The following is a 20,301-nucleotide window of genomic DNA, read 5'->3' on the forward strand; positions in this document are numbered from 1 at the left end:
AAGTCCTCAGGTGGCCCTGGCTCCGGGCTCGACGCGCCCCGAAACTGTCAACTGTCAGTCGGCGGCGGCCTGTTCGAGCAGTGTGTGCGCCCAGAGCCCGAGGGAGCAGTCATGAGATCGCGCCTCCAGTGGATCCACGGCCGCGGAGAGCACGCCGTTGTCGCACGCAGACAGACGTACGCGGCCGAGATCCTGGTCAAGTTCCTCGTCCTGGTCGGCCTGGTGTACATGCCGGTTCTGGTCTTCCACTGGGGTGTGTGGATCCCGTTCGCCGCGGCCGCCGGCTACCTGCTCTGGGAACTGGGCCGCGTCACCAGCGCGCTGGGCGAGCTTGCCGACCTCTGGAACGAGCGGCACACACAGCAGCGCGAGGAGCCGGCGCGAAGCGACGCCCTCAAGTGACCCGACACGCCGTCACCCGGGTTCAGCCGGTCCGGTCGACCTCGTGGACCAGCTCGATCGCCCGCCCCAGCGTGGTGAGCCGGTCCTCCAGGGTCTCGCCGGCCGGGTAGAGGCGGACGGTGTCGACGCCGGCGTCGCGCCAGACCGCGAGGCGCTCGCGCACCATGGCCTCCGTGCCGATCAGCGTCGTACCGAGCACCATCTCGTCGGTCACCAGACCGGCCGCGCCGTCCCGGTCGCCGGCCTGCCAGCGTTCGCGCACCTCGGCGGCGACCTCGGCCCAGCCCTGGCGGCTGTAGGCGTTGTTGTAGAAGTTGGTGGACGCCGAGCCCATCCCGCCGAGGCTGAAGGCCAGTTCCTTCCTGCGCCCGGCGACCATCGCGCCGAGTGCCTCCTCGTCGGCCGCGAAGGCGACCTCGGCGCCCTGGCAGACGTCCAGGTCCGCGCGGGTACGACCGCTGCGGGCCAGGCCCTCGTCGAGGTGGGCGAAGTAGGCGTCGGCGGCGCCCTCGGGCACGAAGCTGGTGCCCAGCCAGCCGTCGGCGGCCTCGCCGGTCAGCCGCAGCATGGCCGGGGAGAGCGCGGCGAGGTAGACGGGGATGTCGTGCTCGGCGCGCATCGACAGCCGCATCGGGACGGCCTCACCGCCCGGCAGCGGCAGGGTGAACTCCGCGCCGGAGTAGGAGAGCCGGCCGCCGCCGACCACCCGCCGTACGATCTCCACCGTCTCGCGCATGCGCCGCAGCGGCCGGGCGAAGGAGACGCCGTGCAGCCCCTCGATCACCTGCGGGCCGGAGGCACCGAGTCCGAGCAGGAAACGCCCGCCGGACAGGTTGGAGAGGGTGATGGCCGTCTGGGCCACCGCCGTCGGGGTCCGGGTGCCGAGCTGCATGACGCCGGAGCCCAGCAGCATCCGGTCGGTGAGCGCCGCGTAGTAGCCGAGCGCGGAGGGCGCGTCGGAGCCCCAGGCCTCGGCGACCCAGCAGACATCCAGGCCCAGCTTCTCGGCCTCGACCACGAAGTCGCTCTGCTGTGACCAGTGTTCGCCGCCAGAGGCCTCGATCGTGGTGGCCGTCCGCATCACGCCTCCGCCCGCTTCTTGATCTGCGCGAGGGTGGCGGTGATGCCACGCTCGAACTCCCGCAGCCGTACGAACACGATCTTCTGCTCCTTGTCGGGCATCCGGTCGATGGCGAGGGACAGCCCGGAACGCCCCGGTCCCAGCTGCATCCACTGCGACAGTTCGGTCCCGCCGTCCTTCGGACCGAGCCGGAACCGCCAGACCGCGGAGGGGTCGGCGGGATCCTCCACCGCCCAGGCGAACACCGACTCCGGCTCGCACTCGATCACATGGGAGGTGGTCTCCCACTTCCCGAGCGCCTCGTGCTCACTGCGACCGACGAACCTGGCCCCCACCGCCGGAGCGGCGGCCCCGTCCAGCCAGGAGACGGACCGGAGCTCCTCGCTCATCTCCGGCATCAGCTCGATGTCACTGACCAGGGCCCACACCGTGGCCGGTGAGGCGTCGATCCAGGTCCGCACCTCGATCGTGGGTTTGTCCGCGTAGCGCGCGCCCGTCCACTCCAAGACCGTCGGCCTCCTTGCCGTCCAGGGGTCTGACCTCCAGGGTTGCTAGATAAGACTCACCCTGTCAAGAGGTCACGCGGTTGCGCGGTCACGCAGCCACGCGGTGCTCAGTCGGTGCCGAACCGCCGGCGGATGTCCGGCCGCTGCCTGAGCCGCTCGGGATATCCGGGCCCCATCCGCATCGAGGTCTCCTCGGACCGCAGCGGCGTACGGCACTGGGAGCAGACGACCTCGGCGGTGGTGTCGTGGTCGCAGGCCTCGTGGTGGAAGACCACGGGCACGCCCCGCTCCCCGGCCAGCCACCGGTCGCCCCACGCGGACATCGCCGCGAGCACCGCGAACAGGTCCCGCCCTTTCTCCGTGAGGACGTAGTCGTAGCGCGGCGGCTCGGCCTCGTACAGCCGCTTCTCCAGGATCCGCTCGTCCACCAGGTGACGCAGCCGGTCGGTCAACGTGTTGCGGGCGATGCCCAGTTCCTGCTGGAACTCGTCGAAACGACGGATCCCGTAGAACGCCTCCCGCACCACCAGCGGCGTCCAGTGGTCACCCAGCAGGTCGACGGTCCGTGCGATGGAGCACGGCCACTTGGCGAACGAGGTCCGTTTCATGCCTCCACGATAGCGAGTCTCATGATGAAACCCAGCTGACTGGTGCGGATTGCGAGGGCGTGCGACCGGACGTGTTCCCGGCACGTAGTCGTCGGCCCGCCCGCACCACGAACCCCACGGGATGTGAGCGGCCCGCCCAGGCCGCAGCATGAAGCGGGGGCCCGGCCGTCCGCCGGGCGGCCGTGAACCGTGAATCGAGGTGTCCGACCATGAAGATCGAGGGATCGGTCGCGCTGGTGACCGGAGCGAACCGGGGGATCGGGGTGGCGTTCTGCCGCGCCCTGCTGGCCCGGGGCGCGGCCAAGGTGTACGCGGGCGTACGGCGGCCGGAGGACTTCGCCGAGCCGGGTCTCGAACCGCTGCGTCTCGACGTCACCGACCCCGAGCAGATCGCGGCCGCCGCGCGGACCGCGTCGGACGCGACCATCGTGATCAACAACGCGGGCATCCAGGCCGGGCCAAGCCTGCTGGAGGGCTCCCTGGACGGCGCGCGGCAGGAGCTGGAGGTGAACTATCTGGGCACCTGGGCCGTCTCGCGGGCCTTCGCACCGGTGCTCGCCGCCAACGGCGGGGGTGCCCTGGTGAACATGCTGTCCGTGGCGTCGTGGCGCTCGACGAAGCGGTTCCCCAGCTACGCCGCGTCGAAGGCGGCGCAGTGGTCGGTCACCAACGCGCTGCGGGTCGCCCTGCGGGAGCAGGGGACGCTGGTCGTCGGCGTGCACGTCGGCTGGGTGGACACCGGCGCCACCGCGGGGGTCGACGAGCCGAAGACGGACGCGGCCGAGGTGGCCGCGCAGACCATGGACGCGATCGCCCGCGACGAGCCCGAGGTCCTGGTCGACGAGACGGCCCGCCGGGTGCGCGCCGCACTGTCCGGCCCGCTCGATCTCATCTACCCGACCGGCTGATCGTACGACCTGATCGTGCGACGGTGGAGTCAGCAGATCGACTCGACACAACGGTGAGGTGGAGCCATGCAGACCGACTTCGACGTCGTCGTCCTGGGAGCCGGGCCGGGCGGCTATGTGGCCGCGATCCGCGCCGCCCAGCTGGGCCTGCGCACGGCCATCGTGGAAGGCCGCTTCTGGGGTGGCGTCTGTCTGAACATCGGCTGCATCCCGGCGAAGGCGCTGCTGCGCAACGCCGAGGTCGCCCAGCTGATCCTGCACGACGCGGAGAAGTTCGGCGTGAAGATCAGCGGGGAGGTGGGCCTGGACTACCGTGCCGCCTACGAGCGCAGCCGGGTGGTGGCCGACGGGCGCGTCAAGGGTGTCGGCTACCTCATGCGCAAGAACAAGATCGAGCAGTTCGAGGGGCAGGGCACCTTCCTCGACCCCCACACCCTGCAGGTCCGCATGAAGGACGGCGAGACGACGCTCTCCTTCCGCTCCTGCATCATCGCCACCGGCTCGACCGTGAAACTGCTGCCCGGTACGTCGCTGGGCAGGCGCGTCGTCACATACGAGGAGCAGATCCTCTCCGACAGCCTTCCGGTGAGCATCGTCATCGCGGGTGCCGGGGCCATCGGCGTCGAGTTCGCCTGTCTGCTGCGGTCCTACGGCGTCGAGGTCACTCTGGTGGAGTTCCTGGACCGGATCGCCCCGCTGGAGGACGAGGAGGTCTCGGCCGAGCTGACCAGGCGCTTCAAGCGGCAGGGCATCCAGGTCCTGACCTCCACCGCCGTGCAGTCCATCGAGGAGACGGCGGACAACGTCCGCGTCACGGTCAGGTCCGGTGACTCGGAGCAGGTCCTGGAGGCGGAGAAGGTCCTGCAGGCCACCGGCTTCCAGCCGCGGACGGCCGGCTACGGGCTGAACAGCACCGGGGTCCGGCTCACCGAGCGCGGCGCGATCGACATCGACGGGTACTGCCGCACCAGCCAGCCGCACATCTACGCCATCGGCGACGTCACGGCGAAGCTGATGCTCGCGCACACCGCCGAGGCGATGGGCATCGTCGCCGCGGAGAGCATCGCCGGCGCGGAGACCATGGAGCTGGACTACCGCATGATCCCGCGCGCGACGTTCTGCCAGCCCCAGATCGCCAGCTTCGGCTGGACCGAGGCCGAGGCCCGCGCCCAGGGCTTCGACGTGCGGGTGGCGAAGTTCCCCTTCACGGCCAACGCCAAGGCGCACGGCTTCGGCGACACGGTCGGGTTCGTGAAACTCGTGAGCGACGCCCGGTACGGCGAACTGATCGGCGGCCACATGATCGGACCGGATGTGACGGAGCTCCTGCCCGAGCTGACGCTTGCCCAGAAATGGGACCTCACGGTGCACGAGCTCGCCCGGAACGTGCATGCCCACCCGACCCTGAGCGAGGCGGTCCAGGACGCCCTGCACGGGCTCGCCGGCCACATGATCAACCTCTGACGGGCCGCCCCGGCCCCCGCGGCCTACGCATCCCACGCACCCGGACTACGCACATCACGGGATCTCCCGTGCTCCGGCGCCGGACACGATCGATGCGAAGAGTTCGACGCCAGACAAAGCGAGGATCCATCGCATGCCCATGATCGACGTGTACGCCGCCAAGGGGCTCATCAAGGACCGCAAGGCTCTCGCCCAGGATCTCGCTCAGGCGATCATGCGCTGGGAGAAGGTTCCGGCCATCCCGTTCTTCTCGGACAACACCGCCGCGTTCGTCCACGAGCTGGACGCCGACGGGTTCTCCACCGCGGGCGGCGGCAACGACCACGTGCGCGTCGCCGTCACCACCAACGCGGGCGCGCTCGACAGGGAGCAGCAGCTCGGCCTGGTGAAGGAGCTGTCGGAACTGGTGGCCGCCGCCGCGGGCGACCCCTCCCTCGCCGAGCGCACCTGGGTCGCCCTGACCGAGGCGGTTCCCGGCGGCTGGGGCATCGGCGGGCACGCCTACACCAACGAGGAAATCGTCCAGCACGTACGCGAGTTGCTGGGCAAGGCCTGACACTCCGGGTGTGCCCGTGCCGTCGTTGCGACGGCACGGGCACACCCGTTCCACGAGCCGGGGCCCGGAGGCTACGGACGGACGTAGGGCCGGGTCATGATCTCCATGTTGTGGCCGTCCGGGTCCTCGAAGTAGGCGCCGCGCCCGCCGAACAGGCCGTTGGTCCGGCCGGGCCGGGTGTGGTGCGGGTCGGCGTAGTAGGTGACCCCAGCCGTCTCCAGACGGCTGATCATGCCGTCGAACCGCTCCTCGGGGACGAGGAAGGCGTAGTGCTGCGACTGGATCGGCTCGTCGCGCTTCTCGTAGTAGTCGAGCGTCACGCCGTTGCCGAGGTCCATGGGCAGGAACGGCCCCAGCGGGGCGCCGACCTCCAGGCCCAGGATCGTGGCGAGGAACCCGGCGGAAAGCTGCCGGTTGCTGGCGTACACGGCGGTGTGGTTGAGCTGGACGGCTGCCGACGGCAGCTCGGACACGTGCGGGTGTGGCTGGTCAGGGGACATCGGTGTGGTCTCTCCGGTCTCGGAACATCCGCTGGGACGGGCGCCGCATACGGGCGCCGGGGCGAGGACGCGGAGATGGTGGCGGGCCTCTTGCCCGCCTCGGGCTCACGCCGAGGCCGGGAACCTCACTCGTGCATGGCCCATGGCCGACCCGGCAGTCACCCCGCCGACTTTAGTGACCGTCGCGAACCGGGGGCAACGCCTTTGCCCGCTGCGCCGGACGACCGCGGCCGCCGAGCGGTCCGGCGGAAGATTTCGGGGGCGAATGCGGTTCCGATGGCGGTCGTACTATGACTTGACCGCCCAGAAGCCGCTCAGCAGCCGCCCCGAGGAGTCACCGTGGCCCGCCCCCGCACCGCCGCCCGCACCGTGGAGCACCCCGAGCTGTCGGAGGTCTCGCTCCAGCAGGTGCTGGAGGCGCTGGTGGACCCGGTGCGCCGGATGGTGGTGTCGCAGCTGGCCCGCGCGGGGGAGGACCTGAGCTGCGGGACGTTCGTGGCGCCCGTGTCGCTCTCGACGCTCACGCACCACTTCAGCGTGCTGCGCGAGGCCGGCGTGATCCGGCAGTACTACGTCGGGACGACGAAGATGAACACGCTGCGCACCGACGAGATAGAGCTGCGGTTTCCGGGGCTGTTCTCCGCGGTGCTGGCCGCCGCGGCCGTGGAGGCGGAAGCGGACGCAGCCCGAGACGGCCGGTGACCTTATTTCGATCGCGCTCAAAATTTGACGGCCATCGAACCTTGGGGCAGGGTGAGTGGAGGCGCCGGGCCGACCCGGCGCGTCTTCTCCCATCCCTGCCCCTAGGACGGATGCGCCATGGCAAGACTCGTTCAGTTCGACCGGACCGGCGGACCCGAGGTCCTCACCCTCCGTGATGTCGAGGTCGGCGCGCCCGGCCCGGGGGAGGTCCGGATCCGCGTCGACGCGATCGGCCTCAACCGCGCCGAGATCATGTTCCGCGAGGGCGCCTACTTCTACGACCCGGTCTACCCCTCGCTGCTCGGCTACGAGGCCGCCGGTGTGGTCGAGGCGGTCGGCGAAGGCGTGGACGGGCTCGCGGAGGGCGACCCGGTGGCGGTCGTACCGCAGTTCCTGCAGACCGACTACGGCACCTACGGCGACCATGTCATCGTCCCGGCCTCGGCGGTCGTGCCCCGCCCCGCCGAGGTCGACCCCGTCCGGGCGGCGGCCGTGTGGATGGCCTACATCACCGCCTACGGACCCCTCGCCGAGAGCGGCCGGGTACGGCCCGGTGACCATGTCCTGATCACCGCGGCCTCCAGCAGCGTCGGACTCGCCGCCATCCAGATCGCCCGCCATGTCGGCGCGATCCCGATCGCCACCACGCGCGGCCCAGGCAAGAAGCAGCGCCTCCTGGACGCGGGCGCGGCCCACGTGATCGTCACCGACGAGGAGGACCTGCCCGCCCGGATCAAGGAGATCACCGGCGGCGAGGGCGTCCGCCTGGCCTTCGACCCCGTCGCGGGACCCGGCGTGGAGACCCTCGCCCAGGGCATCGCCCCGGGCGGCTTCCTGGTGGTCTACGGCGCCCTCGACCCGCGCCCCACCCCGCTGCCCAACGCCCAGTCCTTCCCGGCGCTGACCAGCAGCACGTACACCCTCTTCGAGATCACCACGGACCCCGAGCGGCTGCGCCGCGCGGTCGCGTTCGTCAACGCGGGCCTCAGTTCGGGTTCCTTCGACCCCGTCGTCGACCGCACCTTCGACCTCGCGGACATCGTCGAGGCGCACCGCTACATGGCGGCCAACGAGCAGGTCGGCAAGATCGTCGTCACCGTCACCCACGAGGGTGCGGCGTCCTGAGCCCGGATGCGCGCGCGGGGCGTTGACGCGCCGTCCGTCAGCGCTCCGCCGGTGCCGCCATCCGGGCGGCGGCGTCGTGGATGAGCCGCGCGTGCAGTTCGAACAGGGCCACCAGGTCGACGGAGTCGCCCGTGACCTCCCGGTGCACGAACAGGCCGTCGGCGCCGGCGACGGCATAGGTGGTCAGGGTGTCCACGACGTCCTCGGCCAGGGCCGGGAACAGGGTGGCGACGATCTCGGCGATGCGCTGGTGCGCGGTCTCGCGGACCTGGAGGAAGACCGTACGGCCGCGGGGCTCGGTGGGGCGGCGCTCCAGCGCGAGCATCAGGCCGAGGCGCAGGAAGTCGGGGGCGGCGACGAGGGACCTGGCCACGTTCGCGGCCATCATGGTGACCCGTTCCAGCGGGGTGCCCGCGTCCTCGCCGGGCAGTTCGACGGCCCTGAGCCAGGTCTCGAAGCTGCGCTCGATGACGGCGGCGATCAGGTCGTCCTTGTCCTTGAAGTGCCAGTAGATCGAGCTGGCGGGCAGCCCGCACTTGGCGCTGACGGCCGCGATGGAGGTGCCGTCGTAGCCGCGCTCGCCGGCGATCTCCACGGTGGCGTCGAGGATGCGCTGGCGCGACTCCACCCCGTTCGCACGCTTCCTGCGCGTCGTCTGCGGCCCGGTCATCTCTGCGCCTCTCGGGGACGGGATCGCGGCGGCCCCGGTGGCGGGCCGCCCCTGCAGTGACCACTTTAATTGGAACATCCCCTACAGCAGGAACCGCCTGCCCGGGTCCGGGGCCCCCGGGTCCGGGGCCCCCGGGTCCGGGGCCCCCGTGGCCGGGTGTCAGCCGAGGCCCAGGCGGGCCTCCATCACGGCGACCAGCCGTCGCAGCGCCCCGGTCACCCACTCGCGGTCCTCGCCCAGGCCGTCCAGCAGGCCGATCTCGACGGAGAGCTGCCGGGGGAAGAGGTCGTCGACCGCCTTCGCGCCGGCCTCGGTGATGGTGACCAGCGCGGCGCGCCGGTCGGCGGGGTTGGGCGTACGGGTGATGAAACCGCGCTGTTCCAGTCTGCCGAGGGTCTTGCTGACCCCCGCGCGGGAGAGACCCAGCCGCTCGGCGAGGCTCCGGGCGATGAACGGCTCGGTCGCGTGCCGCAGGGGGATCAGCATGTCGACCTCCGGCGCGGTGAGCGGAGCACCCGCGTAGAGGGGCTCGACGGAGCGGCTGAGCAGACCGGTGGCGTGCTTGAGCAGCCCGACCAGCTCCATGGGGGTGGTGTCCAGGCCGGGATTGTGCGCCGCCCACTGGGCGCCGACGTCCGCGGCGGACGGAGTGGACGGGGCGGAGGGGTTGGGGGAGGGCATGCGGCTCGTCTTCTCGCTCTCCATGTGTGTTAGCTGGTGAACTATCGGCTACCTTTATTTCCATGGTAGCTCCGTCATCCTCGCGCAACCGCGACGACGCCGTCCCCGACACCGCCGGACCTGCGCCTTCGGGTCGTACGGCCACCGCCCTCATCGTCGTGCTCGGCGCGCTGACCGCCGTCGCCCCGCTCGCCACCGACATGTACGTCCCCGGTTTCCCCGCGCTGGGGAAGGCGCTCGGTGCGAGCAGTTCGGCCGTGCAGCTGACGATGACCGCGTTCCTGGCCGGACTCGTCGTCGGCCAGCTGGTCATCGGCCCGCTCAGCGACGGCCTCGGCCGGCGCCGGCTGCTCATGGCCGGGTCGGCCGGATTCGTCCTCTGCTCGGTCGCCTGCGCCGCCGCCCCGGACATCGCCGCCCTCACCGGTGCCCGCTTCCTGCAGGGTGTGGCGGGCGCGGCCGGCATGGTGCTGGCCAGGGCCGTCCTCACCGACCGGTTCCACGGACCCGAACTGCCGCGCTACTTCGCGGTGCTGTCACAGGTGATCGGCGTGGCGCCGATCGCCGCGCCGGTGCTCGGCGGGGCCGTCCTCGCCGTCTCCACCTGGCGGGCGGTCTTCGCCGTGCTGGCCGTGCTCGGGGTGCTGCTCCTGCTCGCCGTCGTACGGGCGGTGCCCGAGTCGCTGCCGCCGGAGCGACGCCACGGCGGCGGACTCGCCGGGACCTTCCGGGCCATGGGCGCACTGCTCGCCGGTCGCGCGTTCATGGGATACGTCCTGGTGGTCGCCCTCGTCTCGGCCGCGATGTTCGCCTACATCAGCGGCTCCAGCTTCGTCTTCGAGAACCTGCACGGCGTCTCCTCGACCACCTACTCCCTCATCTTCGCCGGCAACGCCGTCGCCATGCTGGCCGCCGGGGCCTGCTTCGCCCGCCTGGCCGGGCGCGGCACCCGCCTGAACACCCTGCTCTCGGCCGGGGTCGGGATCGCCCTGCTGGGCGCGCTGGCGCAGGTCCTGCTGGTGGTGACCGTGGGCGAGACCCTCGCGGGCACCTGGGCCGCCCTGTTCGTGACCGCCGGTGGCATCGGCCTGGTCTTCCCGAGCGCCATGAGCATCGGCCAGGCGGTCGGCCGCACGGCTCCGGGCGCGGCGTCCGCGCTCCTGGGCGGCTTCCAGTTCCTGTTCGGGGCCCTGACCGCACCGCTGGTGGGCGTGTTCGGGGAGGACAGCTCCCGGCCGATGGCGCTCATCATGCTGAGCGCGCTGGCGGCGGCGGGGCTGGCGCTGGTGGGGCTGGCCCGGCCCTGGGAAGGGCGCGGGGAGCCGGTGCCGGCGGCGTAGCGACAGGAGGCCCTTGTCGCCCACGGCCTCACCCGCCCGCTCGGCGCGACCGCGGAGGCGCGGGACCGGTCCGGCGGTCCCGCGGTGGTTCACCCGGCGGGCAGGTCGGTCAGGAAGCGGGCTCCGGAGGTGTAGGCGGGATCGTGCGAGACCTCGCCGCCGACGGCCCGGGCCAGGCGCCTGGCGAGCGGCAGTCCGAGGCCCGCGCCGTCGTGCCCGTCCTCCGGATCGGCCCGGCGACCGGGCTGGAAGAGGTCGCCCACGAACGTCTCCGGCACGCCGGGGCCGTCGTCGGTGACGCTGATCCGCACACCGCCGGGCACCGGTCGCGCGGACACCGTCACCGTGGAGCGCGCGTACCTGACCGCGTTCGTCAGGAGCGGGCTGACGATGCGTTCCAGAAGGGCCGGCCGGACGCCCGCCGCCAGCTCCGGAACCGTCGCGTCCACGACGGCTTCCACCTGCTCCGGCGTCCCGAGGCGGTCGACCAGCCGGTACAGGACCGGCACGACGGCCGTGGCGCCGGGGGCCGTGGCGGTGGTGTGGGCTCCCTCCCGGGCGTCGTCCAGCAGGGTGTCGCAGATGGTGCGCATGGCCTGGGCGGCCTCGGCGATCACCTCGTGCGTGGCGCGGGTCTCGGCGGCGGAGCGCGGCCGGGCCCGCCACCAGTCCAGCTCGATGATGATCCGGGTGAGCGGGGTACGCAGTTCGTGGGACAGCTCCCCGGTCAGCTGCCGCTCGTGCCGCAGCACGGTACGGATGCGGTCCAGCAGCGAGTCCAACGAGGAGCCCAGGCGTGCGAGTTCGGCCGGATGGTGGGTCGCGCCGAAGCGTTGGTCGGAGCCCACGGCGCTCCACTCGGTGGCCTGGTCGGTCATGGTGCGCACCGGACGCAGCGCCCGCCCGACGGCGAGCCGGGTCAGCGCGTAGGTGCACGCGAGCATGACGGAGTCCAGGACCAGGGAACCGAGCAGCACGACGGCCGCGGAGTTGCGGTACGGGGCGAGGTCCAGGGCGGTGACGACCGTCGCCGTGCTGCGGCTCCCGGCCATGGAACGGGCGCACAGACGGACGGATCGGGGATGCCCGGCCGCCACGGTCGTGCAGACGCCGTCGCCCCGTACGGCGAGCCGCGCGGCGGCCTTGGTCAGGGTGCTGTCGGCGGCGGTGGACGGGGGCTTCTCCAGCAGACGTGTCCCCGTGTAGATCCAGACGTTGGCGTCGAGGAGCCGGTCGTTGACGGTCTCCAGGACCCGTACCTGCGGGCCGCTGGTGTCCACCGTGGTGGCGACGGCGTCCGCACGGCTGCGCAGCTCCGCGTCCGCCTGATGCTGCAGATGCCGGTCCAGCACGGTGTTGAACGCCACGGTCAGGACGGTCATCAGGAGGGCCGCGGTGGTCAGCGCCACGAGCGAGAGCCGGCCGCGCAGTGTGCGGGGGGCCAGGTGCCGCAGGAAGCCTTTCATGCCAGCCGGTGGCCGATCCCGCGCGCCGTCCCCAGGCTCAGGTCGCTGCCCGCCTCGCGGAGCTTGCGGCGCAGCCGGCTCAGGTACTGGTCCAGGGTGTTGTCGCTGACCTGGGCGCCGTCCGGCCAGGCGGCCCTGACCAGGTCGCGGCGGCTCACGATGCCGCCTCCCGCGGCCACCAGGGTGGCCAGCAGGCGGAACTCCGTCGGGGACAGCTCGACCTGGGCCTCGCCGACGCTCGCGCTGTGCCGGGTCGCGTCCAGGACCAGGTCTCCGGCGGTGGACACCGTCGTCGGGGCGGCCCGTTTGAGCGTCGCCCGCAGCCGCGCGACGAGTTCGGCGAGGTGGAACGGCTTGGGAAGGTAGTCGTCGGCCCCCGCGGAGAACCCGGACAGCCGGTCGGTGAGGTGGTGGCGGGCCGTCAGGAAGATGATCGGGGCCGAGAATCCGTTGGCACGCATCGCCTGGCACACGTCCCGCCCGTCCGCGTCCGGCAGTCCGACGTCCAGGACCACCGCGCCGATGGCGTGGGTGGCCAGCCGCAGGGCGGTGGCACCGTCGGCGGCGGGCACGGGCTCGAACCCCTCGTCGGCCAGCCCGCGGCGCAGCACGTCACGCAGGGCGTGATCGTCCTCAACGACCAGGATCTTGTGACGCATGGTCCTCCGTCGGAGCAACGGCCGTACGGCCCGAGTCCGGGACGATCACCCGCGTCCCTCCTCGGACCCGGCGGCCCGCCTCCCCCGGTACACCTCGGCGAGCACGGGGATCAGCGACACGAGCACGATCAGCGCCACCAGCGGCAGCAGGTACCGGTCGACATTCGGGATCGACGAGCCCAGCGCGTACCCCGCGAGGGTGAGGCCGACACTCCACACGAGTCCGCCGACGACCTGCCACTGGGTGAACGTCCTTACCGGCACCTCCAGCGCACCCGCCATCGGATTGAGGACCGTCCGCACCACCGGCACGAAGCGGGCCAGCACGATGGCCTTCGCGTGGCCGTACCGGTCGAGGAATTCCTCGGCGCGCTTCACACCCTCGTGCAGACGCCGGGAGCGGCTGCGTGCCAGCAGTGCTCCGCCGGCCTTCCGCCCGAGCAGGTATCCGCACTGCGCCCCGGCCAGCGCACCCACGGCCGCCGCCACCAGCAGCGGTCCCAGGGACAGGTGCAGACTCCCCTGCGCCGAGCCGGTGCACAGCAGGCCGGCGGTGAACAGCAGGGAGTCGCCCGGCAGGAAGAACCCGACCAGCAGTCCCGTCTCGGCGAACATCACCGCCCCGACGCCGAGCACGCCGAAGGCCGCCAGCAGCGAATGGGCGTCGAGCACGTTCACGGCCAGCTGTGACGTCGCGAGGATCGGAGTGGTCATGAACGGGGCCCTTTCCGGCGGACGGCTTCACGTGGACACCTGGGCGACTACATCATTGTAGACACTGCGGGAAACTCTAGACGATCGCCGGGACCGCTCGTCCCCTCGCCGCTTCGGGGCGGCCGACGGGACGGTTCGCCGTACGCAGGCCGCTACGCAATGTAGTGGAAGTCTCCCGGCCGTGGACAACGGCCGCCGGCCCGGGCTCCTCGGCCGAAGGCGCCGTCGAACCGCCGGGGGCACCCGCACGGCACGCGAACGTGCCTCCTATCACCTGCTCGGCCACCCTGACCAGGGGCTTCGCCGAGGCAGTCAGGTTGCGTTCAGGTTGGGCAGGCGGACCGGAAACTCATGCACCAGAGGCGCCAAAGCATTGGCAAAGACATCTGTGATGCCGGGAGCTCAGCGTGAAATCGTGCCGCTCATGACCACGGAGCACCTCCTCGACGACCGTTCCCGCGTTCCCCTCCGCACCATGGCGAACAAGGTGCCGGAAGTGACCGCATACTTCTGGATCATCAAGGTGCTCACCACCGGCATGGGCGAGACCGCCTCGGACCTGCTGGCCCACGTCCTCGGCCCGATACCCGCCGTCGGTCTCGGCGGCCTCGCCCTCGCCGCCTCCCTGGCCGTGCAGTTCGCCGTCCGCCGGTACATCGCCTGGGTCTACTGGACCGCCGTCGTCATGGTCAGCGTGTTCGGAACCATGGCGGCCGACGTCCTGCACGTCGGTCTCGGCGTGCCCTACACGCTGTCCACCCCGTTCTTCGTCATCGTGCTGACCGCGGTCTTCGCCCTCTGGTACGCCGTCGAGCGGACCCTGTCCATCCACGGCATCCGCACCCGCCGCCGTGAGATCTTCTACTGGGCTGCCGTCCTCGCCACGTTCGCCCTCGGCACCGCCGCCGGCGACCTGACCGCCACCGCCGGCCTCGGCTACCTCGGCTCGGCGGTCCTCTTCGCCGTCGCGATCTGCGTCCCCGCGATCGCCCACCGCGGCGGTGTCCTGAAGGCCGTACCCGCCTTCTGGACGGCCTACGTCATCACCCGTCCCCTCGGCGCCTCGCTCGCCGACTGGATGGCGGTCGGCCACGGCCGGGGCGGGCTCGCCCTGGGGCTGGCACCGGTGACCCTCGCCTGGACGGTCGCCATCGCCGGCTTCGTCGGCTACCTGGCCGTCTCCCGCCGGGACACCACCGGCCTCGAAGCGGCCTGAGAAGCACCGACGCCCCAGCCTCCTGGCGCCGATGTTCCGGCGACTCGCAGGACCGCATCGATACCATTGCGGGAACGGCGAGTTGGGGGAGTCCTGAGTGGAACCGTTGGTGGGAATGGTGCTCTCGGCTGTCGGCACGGTCGCGTCCGGCGCCCTGTCAGGGGCAGGCGGCGAGGCAGGCAGGCGAACCTCCGAGCGGCTCTACGACCTGCTCAGCAGGGGCCGCGCCGGGGACGCAGGGTCGGGCACCGGGGCCGACGGCGGCGATTCGGCCGCACCTTCCCTCCCGGTCACCGCGGACCAGCAGGCGGCCGCCGCTTCGCGCCTGCTGGAGTACGCGCGTACCTCGCCGGAGTTCTCCCGCGAGGTGACGGAATGGGTCCGGGAATCCGCCTGGCTGGCGCCGCGCAGCGTGCCCGCCGTGGCCTCCGGCGCCTCCCGGCCGCAGATGCTCCCACCGGGCACGGCGGCCTTCACCGACCGCGAGGACGTGCTCGCGTGGATCACGGAGCTGCTGGACGGCGGGGACCGCGCACCGGGCGCGCCTGTGATCGCCGTCCTCACCGGGCCGGGCGGCATCGGCAAGACCGCCACCGCCGTGCGGAGCGCGATCGAACTGCTCGATCGGTTTCCCGACGGTGCCCTGTTCGCCGATCTGGAGGGCGCGTCGGCCACCACCGCCCTCCCGCCCTCCGACGTGCTCGCGCGATTCCTGGAGCGGCTCGGCGTGCCGTCCGCCATGGTGCCGGGGGACGAGGCGCGGCAGCGGGACCTGTACCGCGACTGCACGGCCGACCGGCGCCTGATCGTCGTACTGGACAACGCCCATGACGACGCGCAGGTGATCCCCCTGCTGCCGGCCTCGCCGGAGTCGCTGGTGCTGGTGACGAGCAGGCATCGGCTCGGGCGTCTGGTCGCCGGTCACGGAGCTCGGCCGTGCGCGCTCGGGCCGCTGTCGACGGAGGATTCCGTCACCCTGATCAGGCGAGTCGCCGGCAGTGACCGGCCGCCCGCGTCGGACGCCGTCGTCCGGGCCGTCGCGGAGGGCACCGGTGGCATTCCCCTCGCCGTGTGCACCACAGGGGCGGGCCTGGCCTTACGGGAGCACCTGACCTGGGAGCGTGTCGCACAGCAGCTGTCCGGGCGGAACCACGGCGGCGGGGACCGGGAAGGCACCGACACGGACGAACCGACCCCCGGCGCCCCGGGCGACCCCGTCCGTCTCGTCCATGACGTCGCGTACCGCGAACTGACCCCCGAGAGCGCCGCGTTGTACCGGGCGATCGCGGTGTGGCCCTGGCCGACCGTGACCGTCCCGATCGCGGCCCACGCCGCGGGGATCGGCGCCGACGAGGCCCGGACGCTGCTGGAGCAGCTGGCCGGGGCGCACCTGCTGGAGGAGGTCGCGGAGGAGCGCTACCGGTTCCACGACGTGACCCGGGCCCACGCCCGCGGACTCGCGGCCGCCGAGGACGGACACGGCCGCATGGCGGCCGCGGTCCGCCGGGTGGCGGTCGCGCAGCTGCGCTTCGCGGCGGGTGCGGACTTCAGGGTGATGCCGCTGCGATGGCGGCTCGGCCCCGCATACCGGGGACTCGCCCTTCCGGAACACCGCGACCCGGCGGACGGCAGGCGCGCACTGGCGGAACTGCGGAGTGAACGGGAGAACCTCGCGGCCGTCGTCCGGGCCGCCGCGCACCACGAACTCCACGACCTCGTCTGGCAGTTGTGCGAGGCCATGTGGGGCCTGCACCTGATGCTCGGCTTCCACGCGCAGTGGATCGACACGCACCTGCTCGGCGTCGAGGCCGCCCGCCGCAGCGTCGAGTCGGAATTCGGCGACCCGCGTGCCGTGGGCCGGATGTGGACCCAACTCGCCTTCGGTTACATGGGAGAGGGGCGGGCGGACGATGCCGCCGCCGCCCTGGCGAACGCCCGGGCCGCGGACCGGGCCTGCGGGCACCACCGGGGCGAGGCCACCGCCGTCGAGGTCCTCGGGCTGCTCCATCTCAAACGGTGGGAGTTCCCCGCGGCCCAGCGGTGCTTCGAGGAGGCGCAGGAGATCCTGCGCCGCATCGGCCCGGGTGAGGACGGCCGGGAGGACCTGCCGCGTGCCACGGCCCTGCTGGAACACCACATCGGCCGTGCCCTGACCAAGCAGCGGCGCTTCGACGAGGCCGTCGTCCGGCTGAACGACGCCCTCGCGCGGTTCCGCCGCCTGCCGGACGGCGGCGACCCCTACAACGCCGCGCGCGTGTACATGAGTCTGGGCGACGCCCACCTGGACGCGGGAGACGCCGAGCAGGCGCGTGTGTGCCTGGACGAGGCCGTCAAGGCCATGACCGAGGCCGGTGCCGGGCTGCAACTCGCCGACGCCCTCGACGTGCGGTCCCAGTGCCATCGCCGCCTGGGCCACGGGGCGGAAGAGATCGCGGACCTCAGGGCCGCCGTCGCGTGCTACGAGGAGCACGGCGACCGGCTCGGCCTGGACAGGGTGCGGTCGCGGCTGGCCGACGCGGAGACCCGGGGCGCCGGCTCATGAGCCGGCCGCAGCCGCTGTCGCGACGGTGACCAGGTGTGTCGCGGAACCGGTGCGTACCGTGATCCCGGGCATGGCCCGGGCCAGGCCGCGGCCGCTCGCGAGCCACGCGTAGAGCGCCGAGGCGTAGACGGCGGGGTCGCACAGGTCGGGGCGACCGTCGAGGGCGGCGGCCGCGGACAGCCGCAGGAGATCGCCCTCGCGGGTCCGTACGACACACCGGTCCGGCCCGTCGACATAGGCGGCCAGTCCGCAGTACGGGTAACGGCCGAGCGCCTCCGCCGTCCAGGCGGCGGGAGGGCCCAGCCGCGGGTCGTCGGCGGGGGCGCGCCGCACCACGATGTCGGCGATGCGCAGCCGGCCGCGGTCCCGGGTCTCCTCGTCCACCAGCGTGTGCGCGAACTCGGCCGCCACGGCTGCCTCTTCCGACGGGTCGGGCTCGCCGCCCACCGTGGCGTACCGGCTGAGGGTGACCTCCGGCGGATCGACACCGATGCCGCCGACGAGCACCCGCACCGGCGTGGTGCGGCGGGCGGGCCGGCAGGGCGGCAGCGGCAGCGGGTCGAGCAGCGCCGGATGCCCCGGCTCCGGCATCCCCATGAGGCCGTAGAACAGGCGACGCAGGAGAACGGCCGACTCCTCGGGGGCCGAACTGGTCTGCTCCGCCAGCTCCTTGTACCGGGTGGCGTCGTGGCCGGCGATCACCTGGTCGAGCTGGGCGCGGAGACCGCGCCGGCGGGACAGGCGGGGAGCGGTGCGGCCGAGCGCGGCCACCGGCGAGAGCGGGTCGAGGTCCTCTTCGGGGAATGCCCCGAGCAGGACGGGAGTGCCTATGGAGGCCGCGTAGTAGGTGACGCTGGAGTGGTCGCCGAGGACGCAGTCGGCGGCGATCAGGGCCTGTCGCCAGCCGTCCAGGGGAGGGACGGCGTCGAGACCGGCCTGCTGTGCGTTGCTGAGCCAGGCCCGGACCTGACCCGGGCCGTGGCCGAACCAGATGTTCGGATGCAGGATCGCGACCGTCCGGTACTCGTCGGCGGGCAGTTCCGCCGTCAGGCGGGACAGCAGCCAGGGCAGCAGATCGTCCGTCTCCGTGTCTCCGGCTCCGCCGAACAGCGAGCGCGGTGCCCAGGTCGAGCTGACGAGGATCAGCCGCTGACCGGGCCCCACGCCCAGGGCGCGCCGGAAGCGTGCGCGTTCGGGAAGGGCGGCGAGGATACGGTCGTAGCAGGGGTCCCCCGCGAGTACGGCGGTGGGCACCGCCTCCGGGCAGGCCGAGCGCAGCCGCTCTAGCTGTTCGGGGTGCGAGAGGACGGTGGCGGTCGCGAGCGGACGCCCGTCCTCCAGCAGCCATTCCGGCGAGAGGCCGAAGACCGGCGCCTGGGCCTGGTGTCCGGTGTCCGGTGTCCGGTGTCCGGTGTCCGGTGTAGCCAGCCTCTTATTGTATCCGACGCCATGTGACAGAACGGCCAACCTGCCCTGAAGCGAGGCCAGTTCACCGCCGTAGCTCGCGGCGATCACCAGGTCGAACTCCGTGTCCTTGGCCTGTTCCCAGGGCAGGACCGGCAGTTCCGCGGCGGCCAGCAACTCGGGCACTCCCGCCAGAAAGGGGGAGGACCCTGTGCAGGTGGCGAACAACTGCACCCGGATGTCGCTGTGGAACAGCGGGAGTACGTCCAGCAGACGCGTCGCCGACGTCACGTTGTGCACGACGAACAGGACACGTCGGCAGCCTGTCCGGGTGATCCACCGCTCCGCGTCCTCGCCCACCGGCACCCGCAGTCGGACAGCCCCACTCATCACAGCTGACATGGTACCGAGGGCCCCGACGAGCGGCCCGGACGCCTTGGCTCAGCTGCAAGTGAGGCGGCCGGCCGCTGCCTTGGCGGTGAGGATGCGGTGCACGGAGGTGGCGACCTTGGCGCGGAAGGCGGCGTCCTTCGCCATCTGGGCCTGTACTCCCTGCACCATCGCCGGCACGGTCGACGCCTTGACCGTCAGGACCATGTCGCCGCCGGCGCCGATGAACTGCACCGCCCGCTGCGCCGGAGTGTAGGCACGTACCGCGACCGCCTGGCCGAGGTCGTCGGAGATGACGACTCCCTTGAAGCCGAACTTGGTTCGCAGCAGCGAGTTGATGACGGTCGGCGAGAACGCCGCCAGGTGCTTCGAGTCGATCTTGGTGTACTTCGCCGACGAGATCATCACGAACGGCGCACCTGCCTTGATCCCGCTCTGGAACGGCTGGAGGCTCGCGCTGGAGGCGGTGGTCACCGAGTCGACGACGTTGGCGGTGGTGTCGGTGTTGCCGATCACCTGGCCCAGTCCGGGGAAGTGCTTGAAGGTGGTCATCACCCCGGCCGTGCGGAAGCCCGCGGCGAAGGCACCGGTGTGCGAGGTGACAACGGCGGGGGTGTGGCCGTACTCGCGGTAGAAGTGGCCGATCGGAGCGTTGCGGGTACCGAGGCTCGCGGGCACCACGTCGGCGACCGGGGCGAGATTGAGGTCCAGGCCCGCGGCCTTGAGCTGCCCCGCCCAGGTCTGGGCGCGGCTGCGCAGGGTCGCCGTGCTCCACGTGCCCTGGGTCAGGGCGTTGGGCATGACGGAGAAGCCGGGACCGCTGAGCACCTGGACCTGGCCGCCCTCCTGGTCGGTGGAGACCAGCAGTCCGACCTGTCGCCCGCCGACCTTGTCGGCCTGCGTGCGGATCCCGTCGACCACCTTCCTCGTCGCGGCGGTTCCGGCGGAACTGCGCCCGGTGAGCATGACGGACCCGACGTGGTAAGTGCGCAGCGTCTGCAGATCCGTGGTGCTCGGGTGGGTGGCGGCGACCCCGCCCATGAACAGCTGGCCGACGCGCTGCGCCTGGGTCATTCCCGCATAGACCGTGTCGGCGCAGCCGGCCGCGGGGGCGGCGGGCAGCCCGGGGGCGGTCCCGGCCGCGGCCGGGACGGTGCACACACCGGCGGCGAGCACGGTGGTGACGAGTCCAACAGTGGTGCGCCGGGCGGCGGAGCCGCCGCGCGCGCGCCGACGAACAGGTGTCCCCACGATGCGCTCCTGACTCATGAGGGTGCACGCCACGGAGACCACCGGGCCGACGGACAACATCGGACCGCATGGCCCGCGACCGGTTCATTCGCACAACACGTTACGCCGAACGGGTG

General features: G+C 72.1%; 20 protein-coding genes. 9 read left to right on the forward strand and 11 right to left on the reverse strand.

Annotated elements, in window-relative coordinates:
- The first annotated feature begins 111 nt into the window (after positions 1 to 111).
- Entirely contained in the window at positions 112 to 402 is a 291-nt protein-coding gene (locus SSP29_RS35165; protein WP_089104933.1) for a hypothetical protein, read from the forward strand.
- A 22-nt stretch (positions 403 to 424) separates the two neighbouring features.
- Here SSP29_RS35165 and SSP29_RS35170 read toward each other — a convergent pair whose 3' ends face one another.
- The 3 genes from SSP29_RS35170 to SSP29_RS35180 form a co-directional block, all read right to left on the reverse strand.
- Positions 425 to 1,483: an LLM class flavin-dependent oxidoreductase gene (locus SSP29_RS35170; protein ID WP_089104934.1), complete on the reverse strand. Its 1,059-nt coding sequence runs from the start codon at positions 1,481 to 1,483 to the stop codon at positions 425 to 427.
- Positions 1,483 to 1,989 carry an SRPBCC family protein gene (locus SSP29_RS35175; RefSeq protein ID WP_089104935.1) on the reverse strand — a complete coding sequence of 169 codons (507 nt, stop codon included), beginning with the start codon at positions 1,987 to 1,989 and terminating at the stop codon, positions 1,483 to 1,485. The genes SSP29_RS35170 and SSP29_RS35175 overlap by 1 nt, the downstream gene beginning before the upstream one ends.
- 107 nt (positions 1,990 to 2,096) lie before the next feature.
- Positions 2,097 to 2,597, reverse strand: a complete 501-nt coding sequence (locus tag SSP29_RS35180) for a winged helix-turn-helix transcriptional regulator (RefSeq protein ID WP_089104936.1) — start codon at positions 2,595 to 2,597, stop codon at positions 2,097 to 2,099.
- Between the two features lie 209 nt (positions 2,598 to 2,806).
- Here SSP29_RS35180 and SSP29_RS35185 point away from each other — a divergent pair, with 209 nt between their 5' ends.
- From SSP29_RS35185 to SSP29_RS35195, 3 genes are all read left to right on the forward strand, one after another.
- The gene (locus SSP29_RS35185) at positions 2,807 to 3,505 is read left to right on the forward strand and encodes an SDR family oxidoreductase (protein ID WP_089104937.1); all 699 of its coding nucleotides are present in this window, start codon (positions 2,807 to 2,809) and stop codon (positions 3,503 to 3,505) included.
- 66 nt (positions 3,506 to 3,571) lie between these two features.
- The gene (lpdA, locus tag SSP29_RS35190; protein WP_089104938.1) at positions 3,572 to 4,969 is read left to right on the forward strand and encodes a dihydrolipoyl dehydrogenase; all 1,398 of its coding nucleotides are present in this window, start codon (positions 3,572 to 3,574) and stop codon (positions 4,967 to 4,969) included.
- A 133-nt stretch (positions 4,970 to 5,102) separates the two neighbouring features.
- On the forward strand, positions 5,103 to 5,525 hold the full coding sequence (locus SSP29_RS35195) for a tautomerase family protein (RefSeq protein ID WP_089104939.1): 423 nt from the start codon (positions 5,103 to 5,105) through the stop codon (positions 5,523 to 5,525).
- A gap of 71 nt (positions 5,526 to 5,596) precedes the next feature.
- Here the strand turns inward: SSP29_RS35195 and SSP29_RS35200 are convergent, their stop codons facing one another.
- Positions 5,597 to 6,025: a VOC family protein gene (locus SSP29_RS35200; RefSeq protein WP_089104940.1), complete on the reverse strand. Its 429-nt coding sequence runs from the start codon at positions 6,023 to 6,025 to the stop codon at positions 5,597 to 5,599.
- A gap of 339 nt (positions 6,026 to 6,364) precedes the next feature.
- Here SSP29_RS35200 and SSP29_RS35205 point away from each other — a divergent pair, with 339 nt between their 5' ends.
- Positions 6,365 to 6,727, forward strand: coding sequence for an ArsR/SmtB family transcription factor (locus SSP29_RS35205; RefSeq protein ID WP_150135507.1), 363 nt, complete (start codon positions 6,365 to 6,367; stop codon positions 6,725 to 6,727).
- Positions 6,728 to 6,844: 117 nt separating this feature from the next.
- Positions 6,845 to 7,852, forward strand: coding sequence for a zinc-dependent alcohol dehydrogenase family protein (locus SSP29_RS35210; protein ID WP_089104941.1), 1,008 nt, complete (start codon positions 6,845 to 6,847; stop codon positions 7,850 to 7,852).
- Positions 7,853 to 7,889: 37 nt separating this feature from the next.
- Here SSP29_RS35210 and SSP29_RS35215 read toward each other — a convergent pair whose 3' ends face one another.
- Together SSP29_RS35215 and SSP29_RS35220 are read right to left on the reverse strand one after the other, a co-directional pair.
- A complete protein-coding gene (locus SSP29_RS35215) occupies positions 7,890 to 8,522 on the reverse strand; it encodes a TetR/AcrR family transcriptional regulator (RefSeq protein ID WP_089104942.1) in 633 nt (210 codons plus the stop codon).
- 159 nt (positions 8,523 to 8,681) lie between these two features.
- Positions 8,682 to 9,203: a MarR family winged helix-turn-helix transcriptional regulator gene (locus SSP29_RS35220; protein WP_089105064.1), complete on the reverse strand. Its 522-nt coding sequence runs from the start codon at positions 9,201 to 9,203 to the stop codon at positions 8,682 to 8,684.
- Between the two features lie 62 nt (positions 9,204 to 9,265).
- On the opposite strand from SSP29_RS35220, the gene SSP29_RS35225 reads away from it, so the two are divergent.
- Positions 9,266 to 10,543 carry a multidrug effflux MFS transporter gene (locus tag SSP29_RS35225; RefSeq protein WP_089104943.1) on the forward strand — a complete coding sequence of 426 codons (1,278 nt, stop codon included), beginning with the start codon at positions 9,266 to 9,268 and terminating at the stop codon, positions 10,541 to 10,543.
- Between the two features lie 89 nt (positions 10,544 to 10,632).
- Here SSP29_RS35225 and SSP29_RS35230 read toward each other — a convergent pair whose 3' ends face one another.
- From SSP29_RS35230 to SSP29_RS35240, 3 genes are read right to left on the reverse strand one after another with little or no spacing between them, the layout of a single operon-like run.
- On the reverse strand, positions 10,633 to 12,009 hold the full coding sequence (locus tag SSP29_RS35230; RefSeq protein ID WP_089104944.1) for a sensor histidine kinase: 1,377 nt from the start codon (positions 12,007 to 12,009) through the stop codon (positions 10,633 to 10,635).
- Positions 12,006 to 12,668 carry a response regulator transcription factor gene (locus tag SSP29_RS35235; protein ID WP_089104945.1) on the reverse strand — a complete coding sequence of 221 codons (663 nt, stop codon included), beginning with the start codon at positions 12,666 to 12,668 and terminating at the stop codon, positions 12,006 to 12,008. Before SSP29_RS35235 ends, SSP29_RS35230 begins: the two co-directional genes overlap by 4 nt.
- Before the next feature lie 45 nt (positions 12,669 to 12,713).
- The gene (locus SSP29_RS35240) at positions 12,714 to 13,382 is read right to left on the reverse strand and encodes a DedA family protein (RefSeq protein WP_089104946.1); all 669 of its coding nucleotides are present in this window, start codon (positions 13,380 to 13,382) and stop codon (positions 12,714 to 12,716) included.
- 424 nt (positions 13,383 to 13,806) lie between these two features.
- Here SSP29_RS35240 and SSP29_RS35245 point away from each other — a divergent pair, with 424 nt between their 5' ends.
- On the forward strand, positions 13,807 to 14,598 hold the full coding sequence (locus SSP29_RS35245; RefSeq protein WP_089104947.1) for a COG4705 family protein: 792 nt from the start codon (positions 13,807 to 13,809) through the stop codon (positions 14,596 to 14,598).
- Positions 14,599 to 14,695: 97 nt separating this feature from the next.
- Positions 14,696 to 17,140 carry a tetratricopeptide repeat protein gene (locus SSP29_RS35250; RefSeq protein WP_150135511.1) on the forward strand — a complete coding sequence of 815 codons (2,445 nt, stop codon included), beginning with the start codon at positions 14,696 to 14,698 and terminating at the stop codon, positions 17,138 to 17,140.
- Here the strand turns inward: SSP29_RS35250 and SSP29_RS35255 are convergent.
- Both SSP29_RS35255 and SSP29_RS35260 read right to left on the reverse strand, forming a co-directional pair.
- A complete protein-coding gene (locus tag SSP29_RS35255) occupies positions 17,135 to 18,934 on the reverse strand; it encodes a hypothetical protein (RefSeq protein WP_089104949.1) in 1,800 nt (599 codons plus the stop codon). The two genes, SSP29_RS35250 and SSP29_RS35255, sit on opposite strands and share 6 nt — an antisense overlap.
- Positions 18,935 to 18,985: 51 nt before the next feature.
- On the reverse strand, positions 18,986 to 20,185 hold the full coding sequence (locus SSP29_RS35260; RefSeq protein WP_245883400.1) for a glycoside hydrolase family 3 N-terminal domain-containing protein: 1,200 nt from the start codon (positions 20,183 to 20,185) through the stop codon (positions 18,986 to 18,988).
- Positions 20,186 to 20,301: the final 116 nt, after the last annotated feature.

It is taken from the genome of Streptomyces hyaluromycini, assembly GCF_002217755.1.
Lineage (GTDB): Bacteria > Actinomycetota > Actinomycetes > Streptomycetales > Streptomycetaceae > Streptomyces > Streptomyces hyaluromycini.